The sequence below is a fragment of the Runella sp. genome, from assembly GCF_965279615.1.
GTDB lineage: Bacteria > Bacteroidota > Bacteroidia > Cytophagales > Spirosomataceae > Runella.
The window spans coordinates 4,710,977-4,731,561 of sequence record NZ_OZ257252.1 but is presented as its reverse complement, the minus strand read 5'-3'; the positions used below and the strand labels follow the sequence as shown (position 1 = coordinate 4,731,561).

Here is a 20,585-nt window from a genome sequence, read left to right as displayed (position 1 = left end):
CAAGATGAAAACTTTTTTGACGTTCGGCATTGTAATGGCGTACGCGGCGGCCATTTTTGCACAAAATAAACCTTCTAAAGATTCGACCACCCGAGCAGTTCCTATGAAACTCTGGCAAAAAGAAACAACTTCGATTTCCGAAAAAATTGAAAAATTCACCGTCGGTCGCGACCGTGAAATGGATTTATATTTAGCTCCTTATGATGTTTTGGGCAACATTGCCCACGCCAAAATGCTCGAAAGTGTTGGCTTATTGAAAAAAGATGAACTACAGGCGCTGGAAACTGAATTGAAGAATATTTACCAAGACATTCTTCAGGGAAAATTCGAAATCGAAGACGGCGTGGAAGATGTTCACTCGCAGGTAGAATTGATGCTGACCCGTAAACTCGGCGATGTCGGTAAGAAAATTCATAGCGGACGCTCGCGCAATGACCAAGTGTTGGTTGACATGAAATTGTTTACACGAAGCCGTTTGGAAGAAGTTGCCTTGGCGTCAAGAAAACTGTTCGACTTGCTCATTAAACGTTCCAATCAACACAAAAATGACCTGTTACCCGGTTATACGCACTTGCAAATCGCCATGCCTTCCTCTTTTGGTTTATGGTTTGGGGCGTACGGAGAAGCATTGGTAGACGATATGAGTATGATTCAAACGGCTTATAAACTTTCCAATAAAAATCCGTTGGGTTCGGGAGCGGGCTATGGTTCTTCGTTTCCGCTGAATCGTACAATGACGACCGAGTTATTAGGTTTTGAAACGCTGCATTACAACGTTGTGTACGCCCAAATGTCACGCGGGAAAACCGAACAAACAGCGCTGACGGCGATTGCCGCCCTTTCATCAACTATTTCACGAATGGCGATGGATGTATGTTTGTACAACAGTCAAAATTTTGCCTTCGTGACATTACCGGACGACCTGACCACGGGAAGCAGTATCATGCCGCACAAGAAAAACCCCGACGTTGCCGAGCTTCTTCGAGCTAAAACAAATCGTTTAAAAGCATTGCCCACCGAAATCACGATGGTAATGAGCAACTTACCGTCGGGCTATCACCGCGATATGCAGCTATTGAAAGAACTCTTAATGCCGGCTTTTGATGAAATATTGGACTGCTTGGATATTGCCCATTTTATGTTGGAACATCTTCAGGTAAAACCCGATCTGTTGGCCGATAAGAAATACGATTTGCTGTTTAGTGTAGAACGCGTCAATGAATTGGTGGTGCAGGGAGTCCCTTTCCGGGATGCGTATCGTCAGGTAGGCAAAGAAATCAACGAGGGTACGTATAAAGCTTCGCGTACACTTAACCATACACACGAAGGCAGTATTGGAAATTTGTGTAATGACCAAATCACGGAACTAATGAATGCTGAAATGAAGCAATTTGGCTTTGATAAAGTGCATACAGCGACTACAAAACTATTGAAGTAATTCAGATTTTAGACTTGGAAATCCTTACAAACTTTCCAAGTCTAATAATTTAAACAACAGTTCAATCCCGATGCCGCTTGTCAGCATACGTTCTTTGCGGTTGTTGGATAGTTTTTGCGACCAATCTACGAAACCTCCATCGGCGATTTCAACTTCTTTTTGAGCAATGGTTACGAAGACCTTGAATTGAATAATCTGATAATAAGGCTGTTCTACTTCTTCTTTCACAAACATCACATCTTTTATTTCTTCCATAACAGTATCACGCAAAGACGCAAAGGAAGTGTTTTCTTTTTGAGTTGATTTTAGAACGACTTTGACGGCTTCAACCGCCGGGAAGCTTTTTAAAAAATCAGTAATAAATCGAATGTGTTCTACTAAATGTTGCTTTTCAAAAAGTAAACTTCCTGTATCTTTTCCCGCCGTTACCATGCAAAATATCTTAAAATGAGCCGTAAAAGGCAGTTTTACATAAGGTGTTCGTAAATGCCGGTGCACGGTACAAAGTCGAATAGTGTTTTGGTCAAAAAAGGTTTGTTTTCGGCGAGTTACAGCTTCTAACGCGAGTAAGTTCGTAGCATCGGCTACTACCTCTGTACTTCTTAAAGCAGATAAAATTTTATCCTGATTGACCGTTGCTACTGCCGCGCACGACCCTAACGGGCTTACGGGAGAAAGCTCAAGCGGGGAAAATCCAACCGATTGCGCTTTTTGCAGAAGGCCAAGTTGAAACGCTGAAAAAGACACAAAATCAACGTCGGCCGGTTTGACAAATCGATTGGAAGTATAATTTCTAAACAAATCGCCGGGAGATAGTTGTTCGGTTTTTCGGCGCATTACTTCCATCAACAACGAAGTAAGATCGGAAGAAGGCATTGCCGTAAGTAATGGAAGCAAATCAGCGGTATTTGCCTCTTTATGAATACGTTCAATGATTTTTTTACTCATAATTTAATTAGTCTTCTTCCGACGCAATTGATTTTAACAAATCCCAGACGATATCACTTTCAAATCCGCGACTCAAAGCAAAACGCACGAGTTTTTGTTTGACGGCTGTCGGCTCGCCCCGTAAACTTCTTGCTTTTTTTTCCAGCAAATCCCGCAAAACTGCCTCATAATCATCGCCATCTATTTCTGTTAATCCTTTTTGAATCAGATCATTAGGTACGCCTTTTAGCTTCATTTCCTGACGTATTTTAAGACGTCCCCATTTCTTTACCCGAAACTTCCCTCCCGCAAATGCCCGGGCAAATCGCTCTTCATTGAGGTAGTTTTGGGCTTTCAGTTCTTCCAACACCCACACGATTTCTTCTTCCGAAAGCTCCCAGTCGTTCAAACGTTGTCGGGTTTCTTTCACAGTTCGCTCCTGATAAGCACAAAATGAGGCGGCTTTCAGCAAGGCATATTTTTGACGGTCAGTCATTAATGGATTTTTTTAACAAAAATAAGCATATAACATTTACAACATACCCCGTATATTGCAGAAGTTTTGCTGCAAAAAGTACGTTCCGACCTTTAACCCCTAAGATGAAATGCTCCCCACCAACTTCCGCTGGCGGATAGTGCTGTTGCTTTTTTTGGTAACTACCATAAACTACATCGACCGCAACGTACTCTCTTTTGCGATGCTCGACGATACGTTTAGGAAAGAAATGCTCGGGGTCCCTCTTACGTATACACTGACTCAGGCAGACCTCAATGATTTTAAGATCCAATACGGCTGGGTAGATACTGCTTTTAAAATTGCCTATGCACTTGGCTTTATCATGATCGGTTGGCTCATTGATCGGATAGGTACCAAACGCGGGTTTTCGGTGGCAATCGGCCTCTGGAGTATGGCAAGTATTGCCAATGCCTTTGTGGGTTCTTTTCAGGGGTTGTCTATCACCCGTTTTGTATTGGGCATAGGAGAAGCCGGCAATTTCCCCTCCAGTATAAAGTCCATTGCCGAGTGGTTTCCGAAGAAAGAACGGGCCTTTGCTACGGGTATTTTTAATGCAGGTACCAATGTCGGTATCATAATTACCGCAGCCGTTATTCCCTGGATGACGCTTCAATATGGTTGGCGTATTTCCTTCATCACTACGGGGGTTTTAGGGCTGGGCGTTTTGGTATTTTGGTGGATGACCTACCAACGTCCCGAAAAACACGCCAAAGTTTCTTCTACCGAATTGGCTTATATTCAACAGGATAATCAACAGGAAGAAATTGCGGGACGCCTAACGTGGTGGCGGCTTTTGCGTTATCGCCAAACCTGGGCTTTGATCGTGGGCAAATTTATGGCAGATCCGATTTGGTGGTTTTATCTGACATGGCTGCCCGATTTTTTTAACTCCAGCGAATCGCTCGACCAAACACTTGATCTTCAAAATATTGGTTTGCCATTCATGGTTATTTATATTATTTCTGACGGTGGCAGTGTGTTCTTTGGATGGCTTTCGTCTCAATTCATGAAAATGGGCTGGGATCTCAATCGCGCCCGCAAAACGACCATGCTGATTTGCGCGCTGTGTGTTGTACCGATTTTTTTTGCAGCCCAAACTCAAAATATTTACATCGCTGTAGTCCTCATTGCCATTGCCGCAGCGGGGCACTTGGGTTGGTCGGCCAATGTCTATACCTTTGCCTCTGATCTGTTTCCTAAAAGTGCGGTTGCGATGGTAACGGGCATTGGTGGGTTTTCCGGGGCAGTAGGCGGAGCTGTTTTGGCGGCCATTGCCGGTCCTGTCAGGGTTCAGTTCGGTTATTTACCCCTATTTCTGATTGCGGGGTCTACGTATTTGGTAGCTCTTTTCATCATAAACGTGCTTGTTCCCAAAATGAAACCCGTTGATATGTAAAAAATAAACTTTTGTCTTTTTAACACAAATTCTTTCTGAAAACGTTATAGCTTTGCATTAAAATCTAAGTCCCTTTTTTTCATTACAAAACATTCCTCCTTGGCATGAAACGAGTCACCAAAATGTTATTAGTAGCAGCCATTTTTTGCGCCGGTTCCGTCGTTGCAAACGCGCAAGTTAAAATTCCTGCAGATGTTGAAGCATTACTGAATAAAAACACCTGTTTTGCTTGTCACCGAGCCGACCAAAAATTAGTTGGGCCGGGATATAAGGAAGTAATGGCGAAGAAAAAATATAAGCCTGAACAAATTGTAGAACTTATCTATAAGCCGGAACCAAGCCACTGGCCGGGTTATCCTCCAATGACAGCTCTGCCTAGCGTGCCTAAAGACGAAGCATTGAAAATTGCTCAATGGATCGTAACATTAGCTCCGAAAAAGAAATAATACCCTTTTTTATTTTCCTGTTTGTATAGCCGACGCAAAACGTCGGCTTTTTTGTAGCTTTAACCGCATTTATGATTTTATGCCGTAACACTTAAAGTAAATACATCCAAAACAGGCAGCTCCTTTTTTCTCTATCAGTATGATTCCATCTGTCCTTAAACGAATTACGCTTGCTATCCTGTTGGCCATTACGGGAGTTTGTGTTTATGCGCAGAAAAATGAAAAGCCGGATACAACAAGTGTGCAGGCACCCTTTGATGAGTCGAGCATAGTACAGCGTTCACCTTCCGAGAAACGCCTTGATAGCTTTCGTAATGACCGCGATTACAGCTACCATACTGATGCGCCGCCCCCTGAAAATCCACTGGCTAAATTTTGGTATTGGCTCATGCGCAAAATATCAGCCTTTTTAGAGAGTTCTGCCTATGAAAATTTCTGGCAATATATCATCTTAGCGACTATTGGTGGCTTTGCTATTTGGTTGCTTTACAAATCAGAATTTTTAGGCGGGCTTTTTGGTCGCAGAGCGCAGGAAGACCCGCTTGCTTATAATCGTATCACTGAAAATATCCACGAGTTGAATTTTAATAAACTGATCGAGGAAGCCATCGAAAATCGCAATTACCGCTTGGCCATACGCTTGTATTATTTAAGTGCGCTTAAGCAATTGACCGATAAGCAATTGATTCATTGGCAACCCACCAAAACCAACCGTATTTATGTAGATGAATTGGGCAACCCTCGTTTAAAAGCTGATTTTGAGCGCCTAACCTCCCAATTTGAATACGTGTGGTATGGCGAATTTTCGGTCTCAGAATCAGAATTTGGACTACTGAAAGAGGAATTTTCTAATTTCTCCGGAAAAATCTAATCATTGGCGATACAACGATTGATCATCTTTTGAAAAATTTACGAAGCAAATATTTCTGGTTTCTAACGCTGACTGTCATCGGCTATGGGCTGTTTGAATACTATCGCCCTAAGCCGATTGACTGGACTTCCTCCTATTCAAATAAGGATAAAATACCCTTTGGTACGAAGGCACTCTATGATTTACTGCCCGATGTATTTACCGATCAGGCCGTAGAATCCTTACGACTGCCCATTTACAATCACCTCACAGAAAGCAAGTTACCTGCCCAAAGCAATTATATTTTTGTCTGTCAAAATTTTGATGTAGACAAAAATGATCGTGTCCAACTGCTGAATTATGTCAAAAAAGGCAACAACGCCTTTATCTCCGCTTACGATTTCTCGGATACGTTGCTCAAAATACTAAACGTGCGTGCTACGCTCAAAGCGCCCACGTTGCGTGATACTGCACTGGTAATGAATTTTGTAAATCCGAGATTTAAAAAATCGAAAGGGTATGTTTTTTCGCAGGACGACGGTCGCAATTATTTCTTAGTCAAAAAATCGAAAAATGTCACTGTTTTAGCGCAAAATGCTCGCAATGAGCCTATTTTTCTGAAAGTTGGCTACGGAAAAGGGTATTTCTTTCTGCATAATTTACCTTTGAGTTTGACCAATTATTATGCGCTGGATTCCGTCACGTCTGATTTTGCATTTAAGAGCCTTTCGTATTTGCCCGTTAAGCCTACGTATTGGGATGAATACCTGAAACAAGGCCGTTTTGGCGATAATGAGCAATCCATCTTCCGATTTATCATGACACAGCCGCCTTTACGGTGGGCGTATTATATGATTCTGTTTGGACTGTTTGTGTTTGCCATTTTTGCCGGAAAACGCACACAACGCATTATTCCGATAATGGAGTTGCCCAAAAACACCTCGCTTGAATTTGTGAAAACCATTGGAAAAATGTATTTTCAGCAAAGCGACCATGCCAACATCGCCCAAAAGAAAATCCAGCATTTACTGCTTTATATTCGCGAACGTTTTGGCTTGCGCACCACCGAGATCAACGAAGAATTTAAAGAGACATTGACCATGAAAACAGGCATACCACGCTTAGAGATCGATGTGCTGTTTGGCGAAATAGCCCATGCAGAGCGCAGCGGCATCCTTACCGAATACGCTTTATTGAGCCTGAACCGAAGAATTGAAGATTTTTACCAAAATACAAAATGAGGTTGAATGCTATTGTTCAGCCACTTCTAACATTTAACGCCCGGAATCTATAATCCATCTGCAATCCATGAATTTTGAATCACGCATTGACCTGCAAGACCTTAGCGAAGCTATTTCGGCCATAAAATCAGAAATCGGTAAAATCATTGTTGGCCAACACCACACCATAGAACTTCTCCTAACCGCTATTCTGGCCGACGGCCACGTATTGGTAGAAGGCGTGCCGGGAGTTGCTAAAACACTGACGGCTAAATTATTGGCCAAAACCATCAACACCGAATTCAGCCGCATTCAGTTCACACCGGACCTTATGCCCTCAGACGTTTTGGGAACGTCGATATTTAATCCTAAACTCGCCAATTTTGAGTTTATGAAAGGACCGATCTTTTCCAACATTATTTTAGTCGATGAGATCAACCGAGCACCGGCCAAAACCCAATCGGCGTTGTTTGAAGTAATGGAAGAGCGTCAGGCCACCATCGACGGCAGTACGTATCCGATGAGTTCGCCGTTTATCGTGATCGCTACCCAAAACCCCGTTGAACACGAAGGCACCTATCGCTTGCCGGAAGCGCAGTTGGACCGTTTTCTGTTTAAAATAGTGGTTGGCTACCCCACTGCCGAGCAGGAAGTGGAAGTATTACGCGGCCATCATCTACGTAAAAACATGGCGGAAGCTATCAGCGAAATAACGGCTATTTTACAACCTCAGCAGTTGGCCGAATTGCGAGCAAAAACGCATCAGGTACACGTAGAAGATAAATTATTGGAATACATCGCCCAAATTATCTTGCAAACGCGTAATAACAAATCCTTGTTTTTAGGTGCATCGCCACGGGCGTCGGTTGCTTTGTTGAATAGTTCGAAAGCCCTTGCGGCCATCAGGGGTCGGGATTTTGTGACACCGGAAGACATTCAGGCCCTTGCACCTGCGGTGCTTCGCCACCGAATCATTCTGATGCCCGAACGCGAAATGGAAGGCGCTACTCCCGACGATGTAGTAGCTCAATTGCTGCAAAAAGTGGAAGTACCCCGTTAAGTACTTGAGCATAAATTTTAGAGTATTTGAAACAATAGGCCATTCTCCGAGCAGACGGGTCGGGTTGTGAGCAACCCGACCCGTCCATAATATTACCTTGAAAAAACCCGAAAACTTTTGCTCGGCTACTTAATCATTGTTATTGCAATAAAAAGCCCGCCGGTGAAAAATACTTCATCGGCGGGCTTTTGAGTATAACAGACTAAAGCACTTTAGAGACCATTTGTTCGGTCTTTGCCAGATCAGCCTTGATTTTTTCGATGTTTGCTTTTGATTCTTTCTGCACTTCAAGCATTTGCTCAGGCGTCAGGTCAGGAGCGGGCTTATGATGATGTTCATGCTCCTCACCTTCGTGGTGATGATGCTCGTGGGGCAATCCGGGTACTTCCACCACACTTTCTTCCCAAGACTCAAACGAACTCGCGACAGCATCCAATGCCGCTACGGTCGAATCTAAACTTGCAATGGCCGCCGCGTCGGTCAAGGTTTTTTTCTTATCACTCAGCACGATCTTTAACGAATCTATTCCTTCAATCTGTTCATGAATAGATTCTTCGATAGCCATTGCTTCTAAATGGACCTTGCCGGCTTCTTCCATTTTGGGGTCTTTTTTGTCACCGCAAGCAGAAAATAAAAAGGCACTGAGAAGCACGCCGCAAAGGGTAAGCAGCGAATAAGCGTGTTTTGTCATGGTAAAAGTAGCTTTGGTTAGTCGATCATTGAAACTTGATAGCCCTGCTTCCGAAGTGTAGCCAAAATAGCTTCATCGGACGTTTTTCCTAAATAATAACGCACCGAAACCACTTCGTCATTCAGTTTGATTTGCGAAGGTACTACACCTTCTACAGATTGAAGCGTATTATTTAACTTTTCTACCGATGTTAATGGGGTTTTCAGCTCAAATTGAGCAACCCTTGTAGAGCGAATACGTTCCATCTGCGCCTGAGCCAAACGACCTTCTTCTGCCTGAAAATACCGATGAGGAATTAGATTCAACACAACCGTAAGGCCCACCGCTACCCAAAACACTTTTTTCTCAAACAAAGCCGCTTCGTGTGAATGGCGCAAATATAGATCATAGAAAGACCACGCCAACGCCCCTAACTGCAATGCGATCAGGGGAATACGGTATTCGGCAAGCCACGCGATGGAAGCGCCGTTAAACAAAACAACCAATAAGGGTAACCAGCAACACAACAGGTGCACAAGCCCTGTTAATCCTACATTTAATGTTATCGAAATAATTCTTGTCATGCCTATTTGCAACTATATTGCAAAAGTACGAACAAAAAACCACCATTAAAAAGTTTAGGTTAATTGCTTTTTTTATAAAAATATTTTTCACCGTCAACGATCAGATTTTATGCAAAAGATTGCCATGCTTGGTTCGGGCTTTATCGGACGTTTTTATGCAGAATCCATCCACGGCCAGCGCGGCCGTGACCGCGTCGTGGCCATTTATGCCCGCCGCGAAGAAAGTGCACAAAAATTTGCGACTGATTATGGGTGCACATTTTGGTCAACGGATATGGAAGAGGTAATTGCGCACCCTGACGTGACAATGATTTGTGTAGCTCTGCCCAATAACCTGCACGAAACCGCCATAATGCTTTGCGTAAAACACAAAAAGGCAGTTGTAAGCACCAAACCTTTGGGAAGAAATGGTGCCGAAGCCCTGCGCATGATGCAGGCCGTCGAAGATGCGGGAATATTTGGCGGTTATCTGGAAGATCTATGTTACACTCCAAAGTTCCTGAAATCAAAGCAAATGGTAGAAAATGGAGCTTTGGGACGTATTCTGTGGGCAAAGTCAAGAGAAACGCATCCCGGTCCGCACAGCAACTGGTTCTGGGACAAAGAAATGGCGGGCGGTGGCTGTATCCTTGATCTGGGCTGCCATTGCATCGAAATTGCCCGAAATTTTATTGGAAAGGACATCAAACCCGTAGAAGTGATGTGCTGGGCAGCCACTCAGGTAAAACCCATTGAAGCCGAAGACCACGCCATTGCGCTTGTCAAATACGAAAATGGAGCCATCGGTCAATTTGAAGTAAGTTGGACATTTCGCGGCGGCATGGACCTGCGCGACGAGGTAATGGGAACCGAAGGAACCATATGGATGAATAACTTTCTGCGGACCGGTTTTGAAGTATTTACAACAGGAAAAGGCGGCGATTACGTGGCTGAAAAAGCAGAAAGCAATACGGGGTGGCTTTTTCCGGTAGGTGATGAAGTTAACGAACTGGGCTACAATCACATGTTTACCGACATGTTTCGGTCGGTAGAAGAAGGCACAGAGCCTGCCGAAACATTTTATGATGGCTATGTTGTCAATGCTATTATCGACGCGGCTTATAAATCAGCCAAAACCAAACTTTGGGAACCCGTCGATTTACCCGTTTGGCGCGGTCAGGAAGGCCTTACGCCGGTCACAACGCTAATTGATTACGACGCTGATTATTATTTGATCAAAGAAGAAGTAACACACGACGGTCGTCACAAAGTGATATTGAAGGATAAAAAGACCAACGAAATCATTGAGCGCGATTTGTAACCTGTAGGGGCAGGCCTTGCGTCTGCCCTTGCTAACGCTGAATTACTTGCAAATTATACGCGATACCGGGCAGACGCAAGGCCTGCCCCTACGCGTAGACCCAAAAAAAACGGGGAGCTCTTGCCAGAGTTCCCCGTACCGTTCCTGGGTAAAGAAAAAATCAAATTTTCTTCACTTTAGTAGCGTTCAAGCCTTTTTTACCATCAACGATTTCGTACTCTACGCGGTCTTTTTCGCGGATAACGACCCCGCCCAAGCCCGTTACGTGTACAAAAATTTCTTTTTGAGATTCATCGTCCACAATAAAACCATACCCTCTGGCTTCATTGAAAAACTTTACTGTTCCTGTTTGCATTTTACTACAATAATTAAAAAAATGAAAGAAATAATTAAACAAACAGCCGTTAATTACCTCACTTTCACCAACATAACAAAGACAGTGGCAGAACTAATCGTTGAGCAAAAGGCTTGAACGCTCAAAATTAGGCACACGCCAAGACTTACTTTGTCTTGCTATGAGAATGAAGTTTTATGCCGAGCTAAAACAAAAATATAAAATAATTGTTAGAAGTCAAGTCGTAGGCTCTGTTATTCAGATGCTTGACTTTAAAGAATAGATTTACTACCTTCGTTTTCAAACCTTAAAAAACGCGATGAACCGTTTCCGCTATTTTGTTGAAAACCACGTGTTTGGCGTTTGTACTCGCCTTGGAGAAATATTTAATATCTCGGCAAGCAGTATCCGACTCTACTTTATATACGCCAGTTTTTTGACCTTCGGTTCTCCCATCATTGTATACCTGGTGATGGCCTTCTGGATGGAGATGGGAAAACATCTTCGTCGGCATAATAATCCCACTATTTGGGAATTATAATGCCGAGCCGGCTGATTTCCGTTAAGGTTCGATCTTGCTTTTCAAAAATGCTTTTACCACTTCCAAACCGCGATGAAAATGTCGGTTGTTAGGGATAATTATATCTGCGTCTGCCTTTGAGGGCTTTATGAATTGCTCGTATGTTGGAAATACGTGGTTTTCCCAACGATACAACACATCGGTAAGATCGTAGCCACGCTCTACCTGATCGCGGATAATGCGGCGTTTAAGTTTGATATGCTCTTTGGCGTCAATAAATATCTTCAGATCCAACAACTCCGCAATTTCTTTGAAGTAAAATACAAAAATTCCTTCTACCACAATGATCGGCGTTGGCCTGAACGTAAGCATCTGCGGAATAATGGCAGGATTGTTAAAGGTATATTCCAACTGCTCAACCGTCTTGCCCTCCCGAAGATCAATAATGTGCTCGGCGTATTTACGGTGATTGATGGCGTAGGGCAGATCAAAGTTATGAACCCCGTTTTCATCGACCGGCACTTCGTGCCGAGCGCGGTAATAATGGTCTTGCGAAATCAGACAGATCTCGTCTTCGCCAAAAGCGCCCATCAGGCTGTTAAGAAAATAGGTCTTTCCCGATGCACTCCCGCCCGTGATTCCAACGATAAAAGGTTTTTTCATGCGGTAAAGTTACGTGGCCATGTTTAAATACCGAACTTCCGGCACCGAATTTGTAAAAGAACCCGCAACAAATTGTTAGTTTTGCGGTTAAATTACATTTTCTCCTGCTATGTTTTTGAAAATTCTTCGGGTTGGCCTTTTTCGATGTTGCTGATACTGCGTTTCAGAAAATCAATTTCATAAACCAGTATTCAGTATTATCTTATCATGACACAACCACTCAAAATCTATAATTCGCTTGCCCGCCAAAAAGAACTTTTCCAACCGCTCAGCCCGCCGCACGTAGGCTTGTATGTTTGCGGCCCTACGGTCTATAATTACGTACACTTGGGCAATGTCCGTACCTTCCTGACGTTCGACATTCTTTTTCGGTACCTGACGCACATTGGCTATAAAGTCCGTTATGTGCGCAATATTACCGACGTGGGTCACCTTGTCGGCGACGGTGATGAAGGAGAAGACAAGATCGGACGGATGGCGAAACTGGAAAAGTTGGAACCCATGGAGATCGTTCAGCGCTATACCAACGATTTTCATCAGGTATTGGATCAACTTAATTTTCGTACGCCCAGCATAGAACCTACCGCAACGGGCCATTTGATCGAGCAAATCGAAGCTGTCAAAGACCTGATCGACAAAGGACTGGCGTATGAATCCAACGGCTCGGTTTATTTTGATATCAATCAATACAATGCCAACGGGAATAATTACGGGAAGCTTTCGGGGCGGGTATTGGAAGACCTTTTTACCGAAACCCGTGAATTGGAAGGTACTTCCGAAAAACGTAATCCACTTGATTTCGCCATTTGGAAAAAAGCCGCTCCCGAACACATCATGCAATGGGAATCTCCTTGGGGAAGAGGCTTTCCGGGATGGCATTTGGAATGTACCTGCATGAGTACCAAATACTTAGGCAAACAATTTGACATTCACGGCGGAGGCATGGACTTGAAATTTCCGCACCATGAATGCGAGATCGCGCAGGGAACAGGCTTGAACGGAACGGAACCGGTACGTTATTGGATGCACTCCAATATGCTGACGGTCAATGGGCAAAAAATGTCGAAATCGTTGGGTAATTCATTTTTACCGGCAGAGTTATTTTCCGGCAATCACCCGTTGCTCGATCAGGCGTACAGTCCCATGACTTCGCGGTTTTTCATGCTGCAAAGCCAATACCGAAGCACGCTTGATTTTTCCAATGATGCCCTCAAAGGTTCTCAAAAGGCTTACAAACGTATCATCAACGGGCTTAAGGCCATCAAATCATTGACTTACATTCCCGCTGAGGTAGAAAGTTCGTCCAATGGTTCAGGCTTAAAGGTATCAACGCCCGGCGTCCAAATAGATGAAAAGAAAGTGGCTGATATCAAAAAAACGGTTCAGGGATTTTATGATGCCATGAACGATGATCTCAACACAGCCGTAGCCATTGCGCAGTTATTTAATTTGTTGAAATACGTCAACATGATCTATCTCAACCAATTAGACCCTGCGGCTTTGGGTGAGGAAGGATTTGCACTATTGAAAGAAAAATACGTAACTTTTACGGAAGAAGTGTTGGGGTTGAAAGAAGAAAAACTTGAAAACAATTCAGTGCTGAGCGGTATGCTCGACCTGTATCGTGAATACAAATCTGCCCAACAATACGACAAGGTAGATCAGGTTCGTTCTTATTTCAAGGCTCAAAACTTAGTCATCCGAGACATGAAACATCGGATCGACTGGGCGTATGAAGAATAATTTTTAAAGCAGTCCAATAGTTATTGTCCAACGTTATCAATGTCTTTTATGCAGAATCGTCGTTCGTACGTTAGTTATATTTTATTGGCTGTCTTTGTATTGGCAGGGGCTTTATACCTTCTGAGGCCCTTGCTTATTTCCAACCGTAATGAGTCAGTTTCGACGGAGAACGGGTCTGCGGCTTCGTCAACGGCTCCTGCTGCTACTGAAGGGGGTGTTGTTAAGGAAGGTGAAGTGGTATTTTTGAAAGGCGGTAAAAAATTCCGTAAAATCGACGTAGAAATTGCCGAAAATGAGACCGAACGCCAAAAGGGATTGATGTTTAGGCCTTATCTTTCAGACTCAGTGGGAATGTTATTCGTTTTTGAACAGGCCGTTCCGCAAAGCTTTTGGATGAAAAACACCATGATCTCGTTGGACATCATTTATGTTGACCAAAACAAAAAGATCGTTTCCATTCAAAAAAGGGCGAAACCCTATTCCGAAGAAAGCCTTCCTTCTTTTGGCGATGCACAATACGTAGTGGAAGTAAACGGCGGATATTGTGATAAATACGGTATTCAGGTCGGTGATGCGATTACGTTTTAGAGACGCTCTATTTTGGAACAATAGTTGTAAAGATTTAAAAACGAAATTCGTCATTTTGAAAAACACAATGGCGTAATTTATTGGCAGTCAGCGGGAGATTTTATTTATTCACCTATCATTTCAACTACGAACTGACTTACATGAAGTGCCGGATTTTGTGCGGGCTATTGATGCTATGGAGTGCGGGGGCGTGGGCAAGTCACATCATCGGCGGGGATATTGCGCTTACCAAACAAAGCCCAACTTCTACCAATTATCTTCTCACTTTAACGCTGATCTACGACGGCGTACTCGGCAGTGTTGACGACAAAGCTTTTATTTCTTCGTTTAAGAAAAGCGCCAACACGCGCATCGAAGATTTTACGCTTACCCGTTCTGCACTTCAGGAAATCCCATATTCCAATGCCCGTTGCGTACCCAATCCGCGCGAATCCAAGATAACGCTTGCTCGCTACACTGCAATGGTGACTTTCTCGGCCACTAATTACAATGACCCGGCAGGAACCTATTTTGCGTGGGAAGAATGTTGTCGTAATGGAGGCATTGTTAATATCCAAACACCCAATAAAGTCGGTTTAGCCTTTTATGCCGAAATTCCGGTGAGTGGCATTCCGGCCGGTTTGCCTCAATTTAAAACGCCGGAAGTTAAATACGTCTGCGTTGGAAAAAACTTTGAAGCAGATTTTGGGGCAACCGGCACCGCGGGAAATGAATTACGCTACAGCATTGTAACACCGCTCATTGGCTCTGCCGATCAAGGAGGTACTTTTCCTGATAAATCCAAAGCAGGACCTTATGCCCGCGCCATTTGGGCCAACGGTTTCGACAGTACCAGGGCTATTTCCGGGCTACATCCGCTCAGCATTGACGCTAAAACGGGCAAAATTCATGTCAATGCATCTCAAATAGGCCTGTTTGCGTTTGCTGTTCGCTGCGAAGAATGGAAACAGGGTGTAAAAGTGGGCGAAGTACGCCGAGAATTTGTCTTTAACGTCGTGGATTGTATCTCTTCGACCCCAGCGCCCGTTTTTATTGAAATATTAACCGCTTCGCCCTCTGTTGTTTATCAATCTTCGGCCGGCCATGTTTCATCCGTAGAGATGTGCAAAGGCGATTCCGTGGTTCTGAAAGCCAACGACGAAAATCCTCAATGGGCTTACCAATGGTTAAAGGATGACCAACCCATTGCCGATGCAAATTCGCTTTCTTTAGGCATTTATCAATCAGGCAATTATACCATTGTAAAGCGATTTGCCGAAAGCTGCGGAACAGAAGAGTCAACGTCAAACTCTTCTCGCATAACGGTAAAAAGTGCTCCCGAGGTCCGTATCTCGTCAAGCCGTCCGTTGCCTTTATGCTCCAACGACAGCACTAATCTGAGCATTGGGCTGCCCGCAAACGCAAGTATTAAGTGGCTACAGAACGGCATTGAAACCGGAAACTCGAGTCAAATTTTTCCTAACGTAAAACAGCCCGGAACCTATAGTGTATCTGTGACGGACGGAAACACTAAATGCGTTGCAAAAGACAGCGTCGTGATTAAGCTTATTTCGGCACCGACCGCTTCACTAACTATTTCCGGAACGCCTGTTTTCTGCGCCAATGACTCCGTAAAACTCATTACGCCTCGCAATAATGGCTACGATTATGCTTGGTATCAGGAAGAAACTCCGCTGTTTAATGCTTTTGAAAATGAATTTATTCCCACACAATCAGGGCGTTATTCCGTGGCCGTGTACGATACTGCCACTAAATGCACTACGCATTCTGTTTCCATTAACGTTATTGTCAAGCCTTCGCCCAAAGTAGTTCTTGATTCTATCCCTTCATTATGCACGTCAAGTTTACAGGCAGTTACCTTGTCAGGTACTCCCGCCGGAGGAACATTCAGCGGACAGGGTGTGGTAGGAAACCGGTTTGTGAGTCAGGATCTGGCGTCCGGCACGTATCCCATTACTTATACTTACACCAATGAACAGGGTTGCTCGGCAAGAGATATCAAAAACGCTTCCATTGCTCCGCCTCCCCGGATCGAGGTTTCTAAAAAATTAACCGTTCTACGGGGAGACAGTGTGCAAATCAAAACCCTTTTGCCGCTCAACTCAACGGTTGTATGGTTTCCAACTCTTGGCCTTAACAATCCGCAATCGCTAAATCCCGTCGTTAGTCCCGACCGTACCACCACTTATAAAGTTACAGTTACTACTGAGCAAGGTTGCGTAGCGGAAGCGGAAGTAGTTGTTACTGTCATTGACCTCATTATACCTAACGGATTCACTCCAAATAACGACGGCAGCAATGATTCATGGGAAATTGCCGGTATCCGCGACTTCCCCAATTGTACCGTAGAGATCTTTAATCGTTGGGGCAATTTAGTATTTAGCAACAAAGGTTACGAAACACCGTGGGATGGGCGATGGAACGGCGACCTCGTGCCGGTCGGCACGTATTATTATCACATCTATTTGCGGGAAGTAGAGTATAAATTGACGGGAAGTTTGAACGTGATTCGGTGATTTTGTTGTAAAATCGCACCGACAAATCCTTCTACTACTTATGCAAACTTTACTTCGGCCTTTATTTTTGGCTCTTTTCATAGTGCAAACAGGTTTTGCACAGGTTTCTCCCAAAGATTACACTCAATGGGTCAACCCGTTGATGGGTACAGATTCCAGACACGAGCTTTCGGCCGGTAACACGTACCCCGCCATTGCCACTCCCTGGGGAATGAATTTTTGGTGTCCGCAAACGGGCAAGAACGGCGACGGTTGGATGTATATGTATACCTCAAATAAAATTCGCGGCTTCAAACAAACCCACCAACCAAGCCCGTGGATCAATGATTATGGTATGTTTTCGATCATGCCTGTCACGGGAAAATTAAAATTTACGGAAGAAGCCCGCCAAAGTTGGTTCTCGCACAAAGCAGAAGTTGTTAAACCTCATTATTACAGCGTTTATCTGGCCGACCACGATACGCAGGTTGAAATCGCTCCTACCGAGCGCGCCGCGCAATTCCGTCTTACTTTCCCCAAAACCGACAGTGCCTTTGTGGTTATTGATGCGTTTGCCAAAGGTTCTTACATTAAGATCATTCCGGAACAACAGAAAATCATCGGCTACAGCACTCAAAACAGCGGTGGCGTTCCGCTCAATTTCAGAAATTATTTTGAATTACGTTTTGATAAACCGTTTACTTACAATGCCACTTGGTCAGACCAAAAATTGTCCAAAGGAAATCTTGAGCAAAAAGACCAACATGTTGGTGCCGTGATCGGTTTCAAAACCAAGCAGGGAGAAGTGGTTCACATCAAAGTGGCTTCCTCGTTTATCAGTGCCGAGCAGGCAACCCTGAATCTGACGCGGGAATTGAGCAATGACGATTTCGCCACTACCATGCAGAAAGGCCAAAAGGCGTGGAATCAGGAATTGGGGCGGTTGACCGTAGACGGCGGTACCGACACGCAAATTCGCACGTTTTATTCGTGTTTGTACCGAGCGTTGTTGTTTCCGCGTAAGTTTTATGAATTTGACGCACAAAACAAAGTGGTGCATTACAGTCCTTACAATGGTCAGGTTTTGCCGGGATATATGTTTACCGACAACGGTTTTTGGGATACATTCCGGTCGGCCATTCCGTTTTTTACGCTGATGTACCCAACCCTTGACAGCCAAATCATGGAAGGATTGGTAAACGCGTACAAAGAAAGCGGTTTTTTGCCCGAATGGGCCAGTCCCGGCCACCGCGACTGTATGATCGGCTCCAATTCCGCCTCGTTGATCGCCGATGCCTACATCAAAGGAATTCGCGGGTATGACATTAATACGCTTTACGAAGCCGTTCTGAAAAACACCGAAAATGCCGGAACGTTGAGTTCTGTGGGGCGTTTTGGCCACGAGTATTATAATGAACTCGGCTATGTGCCATACGATGTTAAAATCAACGAAAATGCGGCCCGGACGTTGGAATATGCGTACGCTGATTTTTGTATTTGGCAATTGGCAAAAATCCTCAAACGTCCCGAAAGTGAAATAGCACTTTTTGCCAAGCGCAATCAAAACTACCGTAATTTGTTCGACCCCCAGACCAAACTCATGCGCGGACGCAACAAAGCCGGCGATTTTCAGAAACCTTTCAGTCCTTACAAGTGGGGAGATGCGTTTACGGAAGGTAACAGTTGGCACTATACGTGGTCAGTTTTTCACGATATCAACGGCCTTTCCAAACTCATGGGCGGCAACGCCGCTTTCGCCCAAAAACTCGACAGCGTGTTTATCCTGCCACCCGTTTTTGACGAATCGTATTACGGTTTTGTGATTCACGAGATCCGCGAGATGCAAATCATGAACATGGGCCAATACGCTCACGGCAATCAGCCGATTCAGCACATGCCGTATTTGTACAACTACGCCGGGCAGCCGTGGAAATCACAGTATTGGATCCGTCAGATCATGGACAAACTTTACCAACCCACGCCCGACGGCTATTGTGGCGACGAAGACAACGGCCAAACATCAGCTTGGTACGTATTCAGCGCGCTCGGTTTTTATCCCGTTTGCCCCGGCACCACGCAATACGTGATCGGCAGTCCGTTGTTCAAGCACATGACCATGACTTTTGAAAACGGCAAAAAACTCACCATCAACGCTCCCGAAAACGGCACAAAACAAGTGTACGTAGACCAAGTGACATTCAACGGTAAGCCACACACGCTGAATTATTTAGAACACCATGCGCTCCAACAGGGCGGCACACTGGATTTCAAAATGTCGGCGCAACCCAATCAAACCCGAGGTGCGCAGCCAAGCAGTTTTCCGTATTCGTTTTCGGGGAAGTAGAGAAATCTAAAACGATAAATTTACTACTAATTTTAAAGCCGTTGATTCATCATTAACGGCTTTAATTTTGATAACTTTATGCTTGTAATGCTCTTTTAGCTTATGCAGAGATAATATACAAAACGCCATAAAATAATTAGACTGCCTTTTTCTCCTACCCTCATGAACATCTTTAGCGAATTATCGGTAGTTTTAAAGGATTTTTGCTCATCCTTAAGCATTATCATCAGTGCAAGTATAATGTAGTTGAAACTTTACGGTTTGGTGAATTTTTGCGTCGCTTATCCGTAGGAAGTAGGCACCGGAATAATTATACGGTCTTTATCAGCTTGGGTCCGGTTGAGGTTATCCATTTTATCTCTCAGCTTATTCCATAAGGTCAAGAAATCAGGAGATTTTTTGACCATGGCCGCAAACTTGAGCGCGGCTCCGCCTGCGGCTAATTTGACAATGGATACCCCCAAACGTCCCGTACCATAAAGTTTGTACTCGTTTTTGGGATTGGTCAGATAATCGTACTGTACCGTACTTTTGGCCGCTTCTTTGGCAAAATCTTTGGCTTTTTGCCAACTCATTTGCTGCGTAAATGTGCTCAGTTCATCATATGCCCCTTGTGGGTCGGAGGCTACTTTCAGTCCCATACCCACCAATTCGGGCAGGTCTCTGGCCTCCTCAATCCCCTGATCCAAGGCCCCCGAAATCACCCGCGTTTTATCCTGCACAATGAAATTCTTCTCTTCAGCCGGCAGGTCTTCCTGTGGTTTCCAAACGGCTTCGGGCACCTTGGCCTTGTCCACAAGGCTGTTATAAGTCTTGGAGAGGTTTTTCAGGATGTCCATCAGGTTCATGTTCTGATAGGTGATTTCTCCCGCCGAACCGTAGGTTTTGGTGATGCCTTCCACAATCAGCGTACTTTCGGTGATGCTACCCCCGTTGCGGTCACGGGCCTTTAGCAGCGCTGCCTGTAGGGCTTTCTCTGCTGCCTCAGGGCAGTCAGCGCACTTGCCAAAGGTCTGCCAAGTGCCTTCTACCGTCACGCGGCCATTAGTGGTTTTGATGCGGAAGGTATTGCCGTCAATCTTCACCACCGTTATCTGCTCGCAGGCTTCAAAGCGTTTATCTACCGTAGGGGTGGTATTGGGTTGGATTAAATCAGGCAGGACGGTATTGGTGGTCTTGACGGGAAAATCATACGAATCTTCGTATTGACGGTAGCCGCACACGCCGTTTTCTTCGTAGCGAAACAGCAGATAGGCCTTTTGGCGTCCTGTGGCAGGCGGCATCGGGTTTTGAAATTTGGTGACGTTGTCCAATTGGGATACATAGCCGTACATATTGGTGCCGGGACCATCCAATTGGGCGTAGAAACGCCGCCCGTCGGCCAGTTCAAAGCCATGCAGTGTGCCTTGGGGGTATTTTACCTCTTTAAAAAACAAAGGCGTGGCTCCCTGCGGAAGCTCGAAGGCTTTGAACAAAGAAGTTTTTATCCC

At 44.6% G+C, this 20,585-nt stretch carries 19 protein-coding genes; 12 read left to right on the top strand and 7 right to left on the bottom strand.

The features are described 5' to 3' along the window. The first annotated feature begins 103 nt into the window (after positions 1-103). Entirely contained in the window at positions 104-1,438 is a 1,335-nt protein-coding gene (gene argH, locus ACQY73_RS20300; RefSeq protein WP_428668509.1) for an argininosuccinate lyase, read from the top strand. A 24-nt stretch (positions 1,439-1,462) separates the two neighbouring features. Here argH and ACQY73_RS20295 read toward each other — a convergent pair whose 3' ends face one another. Both ACQY73_RS20295 and ACQY73_RS20290 read right to left on the bottom strand, forming a co-directional pair. After that, positions 1,463-2,386, bottom strand: a complete 924-nt coding sequence (locus tag ACQY73_RS20295) for a hypothetical protein (protein ID WP_428654289.1) — start codon at positions 2,384-2,386, stop codon at positions 1,463-1,465. A gap of 7 nt (positions 2,387-2,393) precedes the next feature. Next, positions 2,394-2,861: a regulatory protein RecX gene (locus ACQY73_RS20290; RefSeq protein ID WP_428654287.1), complete on the bottom strand. Its 468-nt coding sequence runs from the start codon at positions 2,859-2,861 to the stop codon at positions 2,394-2,396. Between the two features lie 109 nt (positions 2,862-2,970). On the opposite strand from ACQY73_RS20290, the gene ACQY73_RS20285 reads away from it, so the two are divergent. From ACQY73_RS20285 to ACQY73_RS20265, 5 genes are all read left to right on the top strand, one after another. Beyond that, positions 2,971-4,278 carry an MFS transporter gene (locus tag ACQY73_RS20285; RefSeq protein WP_428654285.1) on the top strand — a complete coding sequence of 436 codons (1,308 nt, stop codon included), beginning with the start codon at positions 2,971-2,973 and terminating at the stop codon, positions 4,276-4,278. Between the two features lie 104 nt (positions 4,279-4,382). Beyond that, entirely contained in the window at positions 4,383-4,724 is a 342-nt protein-coding gene (locus ACQY73_RS20280) for a c-type cytochrome (RefSeq protein WP_428654283.1), read from the top strand. Between the two features lie 139 nt (positions 4,725-4,863). Then, entirely contained in the window at positions 4,864-5,595 is a 732-nt protein-coding gene (locus ACQY73_RS20275; protein WP_428654281.1) for a DUF4129 domain-containing protein, read from the top strand. 29 nt (positions 5,596-5,624) lie between these two features. Beyond that, positions 5,625-6,815, top strand: coding sequence for a DUF4350 domain-containing protein (locus tag ACQY73_RS20270; protein WP_428654278.1), 1,191 nt, complete (start codon positions 5,625-5,627; stop codon positions 6,813-6,815). A gap of 67 nt (positions 6,816-6,882) precedes the next feature. Next, positions 6,883-7,854, top strand: a complete 972-nt coding sequence (locus ACQY73_RS20265) for an AAA family ATPase (RefSeq protein WP_428654275.1) — start codon at positions 6,883-6,885, stop codon at positions 7,852-7,854. Between the two features lie 202 nt (positions 7,855-8,056). Here ACQY73_RS20265 and ACQY73_RS20260 read toward each other — a convergent pair whose 3' ends face one another. Next, a complete protein-coding gene (locus ACQY73_RS20260) occupies positions 8,057-8,545 on the bottom strand; it encodes a hypothetical protein (protein WP_428654273.1) in 489 nt (162 codons plus the stop codon). A gap of 17 nt (positions 8,546-8,562) precedes the next feature. Beyond that, a complete protein-coding gene (locus ACQY73_RS20255) occupies positions 8,563-9,108 on the bottom strand; it encodes a heavy-metal-associated domain-containing protein (protein ID WP_428654271.1) in 546 nt (181 codons plus the stop codon). A gap of 109 nt (positions 9,109-9,217) precedes the next feature. On the opposite strand from ACQY73_RS20255, the gene ACQY73_RS20250 reads away from it, so the two are divergent. Next, positions 9,218-10,408: a Gfo/Idh/MocA family protein gene (locus ACQY73_RS20250; protein WP_428654269.1), complete on the top strand. Its 1,191-nt coding sequence runs from the start codon at positions 9,218-9,220 to the stop codon at positions 10,406-10,408. A 160-nt stretch (positions 10,409-10,568) separates the two neighbouring features. Here the strand turns inward: ACQY73_RS20250 and ACQY73_RS20245 are convergent, their stop codons facing one another. Beyond that, the gene (locus tag ACQY73_RS20245) at positions 10,569-10,763 is read right to left on the bottom strand and encodes a cold-shock protein (RefSeq protein WP_013927601.1); all 195 of its coding nucleotides are present in this window, start codon (positions 10,761-10,763) and stop codon (positions 10,569-10,571) included. A gap of 298 nt (positions 10,764-11,061) precedes the next feature. Here ACQY73_RS20245 and ACQY73_RS20240 point away from each other — a divergent pair, with 298 nt between their 5' ends. Further along, a complete protein-coding gene (locus ACQY73_RS20240; protein WP_428654266.1) occupies positions 11,062-11,283 on the top strand; it encodes a PspC domain-containing protein in 222 nt (73 codons plus the stop codon). 21 nt (positions 11,284-11,304) lie between these two features. Here ACQY73_RS20240 and udk read toward each other — a convergent pair whose 3' ends face one another. Continuing rightward, on the bottom strand, positions 11,305-11,925 hold the full coding sequence (gene udk / locus ACQY73_RS20235; protein WP_428654264.1) for a uridine kinase: 621 nt from the start codon (positions 11,923-11,925) through the stop codon (positions 11,305-11,307). A 207-nt stretch (positions 11,926-12,132) separates the two neighbouring features. On the opposite strand from udk, the gene cysS reads away from it, so the two are divergent. From cysS to ACQY73_RS20215, 4 genes are all read left to right on the top strand, one after another. Beyond that, entirely contained in the window at positions 12,133-13,668 is a 1,536-nt protein-coding gene (gene cysS / locus ACQY73_RS20230) for a cysteine--tRNA ligase (RefSeq protein ID WP_428654262.1), read from the top strand. A gap of 48 nt (positions 13,669-13,716) precedes the next feature. After that, positions 13,717-14,256, top strand: coding sequence for a DUF192 domain-containing protein (locus tag ACQY73_RS20225; protein WP_428654260.1), 540 nt, complete (start codon positions 13,717-13,719; stop codon positions 14,254-14,256). A 140-nt stretch (positions 14,257-14,396) separates the two neighbouring features. Next, a complete protein-coding gene (locus ACQY73_RS20220; RefSeq protein ID WP_428654258.1) occupies positions 14,397-16,772 on the top strand; it encodes a gliding motility-associated C-terminal domain-containing protein in 2,376 nt (791 codons plus the stop codon). A gap of 40 nt (positions 16,773-16,812) precedes the next feature. Continuing rightward, positions 16,813-19,095, top strand: a complete 2,283-nt coding sequence (locus ACQY73_RS20215) for a GH92 family glycosyl hydrolase (RefSeq protein ID WP_428654255.1) — start codon at positions 16,813-16,815, stop codon at positions 19,093-19,095. Positions 19,096-19,376: 281 nt separating this feature from the next. Here ACQY73_RS20215 and ACQY73_RS20210 read toward each other — a convergent pair whose 3' ends face one another. After that, positions 19,377-20,570: a hypothetical protein gene (locus ACQY73_RS20210; RefSeq protein ID WP_428654253.1), complete on the bottom strand. Its 1,194-nt coding sequence runs from the start codon at positions 20,568-20,570 to the stop codon at positions 19,377-19,379. Positions 20,571-20,585 lie beyond the last annotated feature (15 nt).

Excerpts from the sequence above, each read along its gene's own strand:
- argH (WP_428668509.1), top strand. The coding sequence starts at position 104 with ATGAAACTCTGGCAAAAAGAAACAACTTCGATTTCCGAAAAAATTGAA.
- ACQY73_RS20295 (WP_428654289.1), bottom strand. The coding sequence starts at position 2,386 with ATGAGTAAAAAAATCATTGAACGTATTCATAAAGAGGCAAATACCGCT.
- ACQY73_RS20290 (WP_428654287.1), bottom strand. The coding sequence starts at position 2,861 with ATGACTGACCGTCAAAAATATGCCTTGCTGAAAGCCGCCTCATTTTGT.
- ACQY73_RS20285 (WP_428654285.1), top strand. The coding sequence starts at position 2,971 with ATGCTCCCCACCAACTTCCGCTGGCGGATAGTGCTGTTGCTTTTTTTG.
- ACQY73_RS20280 (WP_428654283.1), top strand. The coding sequence starts at position 4,383 with ATGAAACGAGTCACCAAAATGTTATTAGTAGCAGCCATTTTTTGCGCC.
- ACQY73_RS20275 (WP_428654281.1), top strand. The coding sequence starts at position 4,864 with ATGATTCCATCTGTCCTTAAACGAATTACGCTTGCTATCCTGTTGGCC.
- ACQY73_RS20265 (WP_428654275.1), top strand. The coding sequence starts at position 6,883 with ATGAATTTTGAATCACGCATTGACCTGCAAGACCTTAGCGAAGCTATT.
- ACQY73_RS20260 (WP_428654273.1), bottom strand. The coding sequence starts at position 8,545 with ATGACAAAACACGCTTATTCGCTGCTTACCCTTTGCGGCGTGCTTCTC.
- ACQY73_RS20255 (WP_428654271.1), bottom strand. The coding sequence starts at position 9,108 with ATGACAAGAATTATTTCGATAACATTAAATGTAGGATTAACAGGGCTT.
- ACQY73_RS20250 (WP_428654269.1), top strand. The coding sequence starts at position 9,218 with ATGCAAAAGATTGCCATGCTTGGTTCGGGCTTTATCGGACGTTTTTAT.
- ACQY73_RS20245 (WP_013927601.1), bottom strand. The coding sequence starts at position 10,763 with ATGCAAACAGGAACAGTAAAGTTTTTCAATGAAGCCAGAGGGTATGGT.
- ACQY73_RS20240 (WP_428654266.1), top strand. The coding sequence starts at position 11,062 with ATGAACCGTTTCCGCTATTTTGTTGAAAACCACGTGTTTGGCGTTTGT.
- udk (WP_428654264.1), bottom strand. The coding sequence starts at position 11,925 with ATGAAAAAACCTTTTATCGTTGGAATCACGGGCGGGAGTGCATCGGGA.
- cysS (WP_428654262.1), top strand. The coding sequence starts at position 12,133 with ATGACACAACCACTCAAAATCTATAATTCGCTTGCCCGCCAAAAAGAA.
- ACQY73_RS20225 (WP_428654260.1), top strand. The coding sequence starts at position 13,717 with ATGCAGAATCGTCGTTCGTACGTTAGTTATATTTTATTGGCTGTCTTT.
- ACQY73_RS20220 (WP_428654258.1), top strand. The coding sequence starts at position 14,397 with ATGAAGTGCCGGATTTTGTGCGGGCTATTGATGCTATGGAGTGCGGGG.
- ACQY73_RS20215 (WP_428654255.1), top strand. The coding sequence starts at position 16,813 with ATGCAAACTTTACTTCGGCCTTTATTTTTGGCTCTTTTCATAGTGCAA.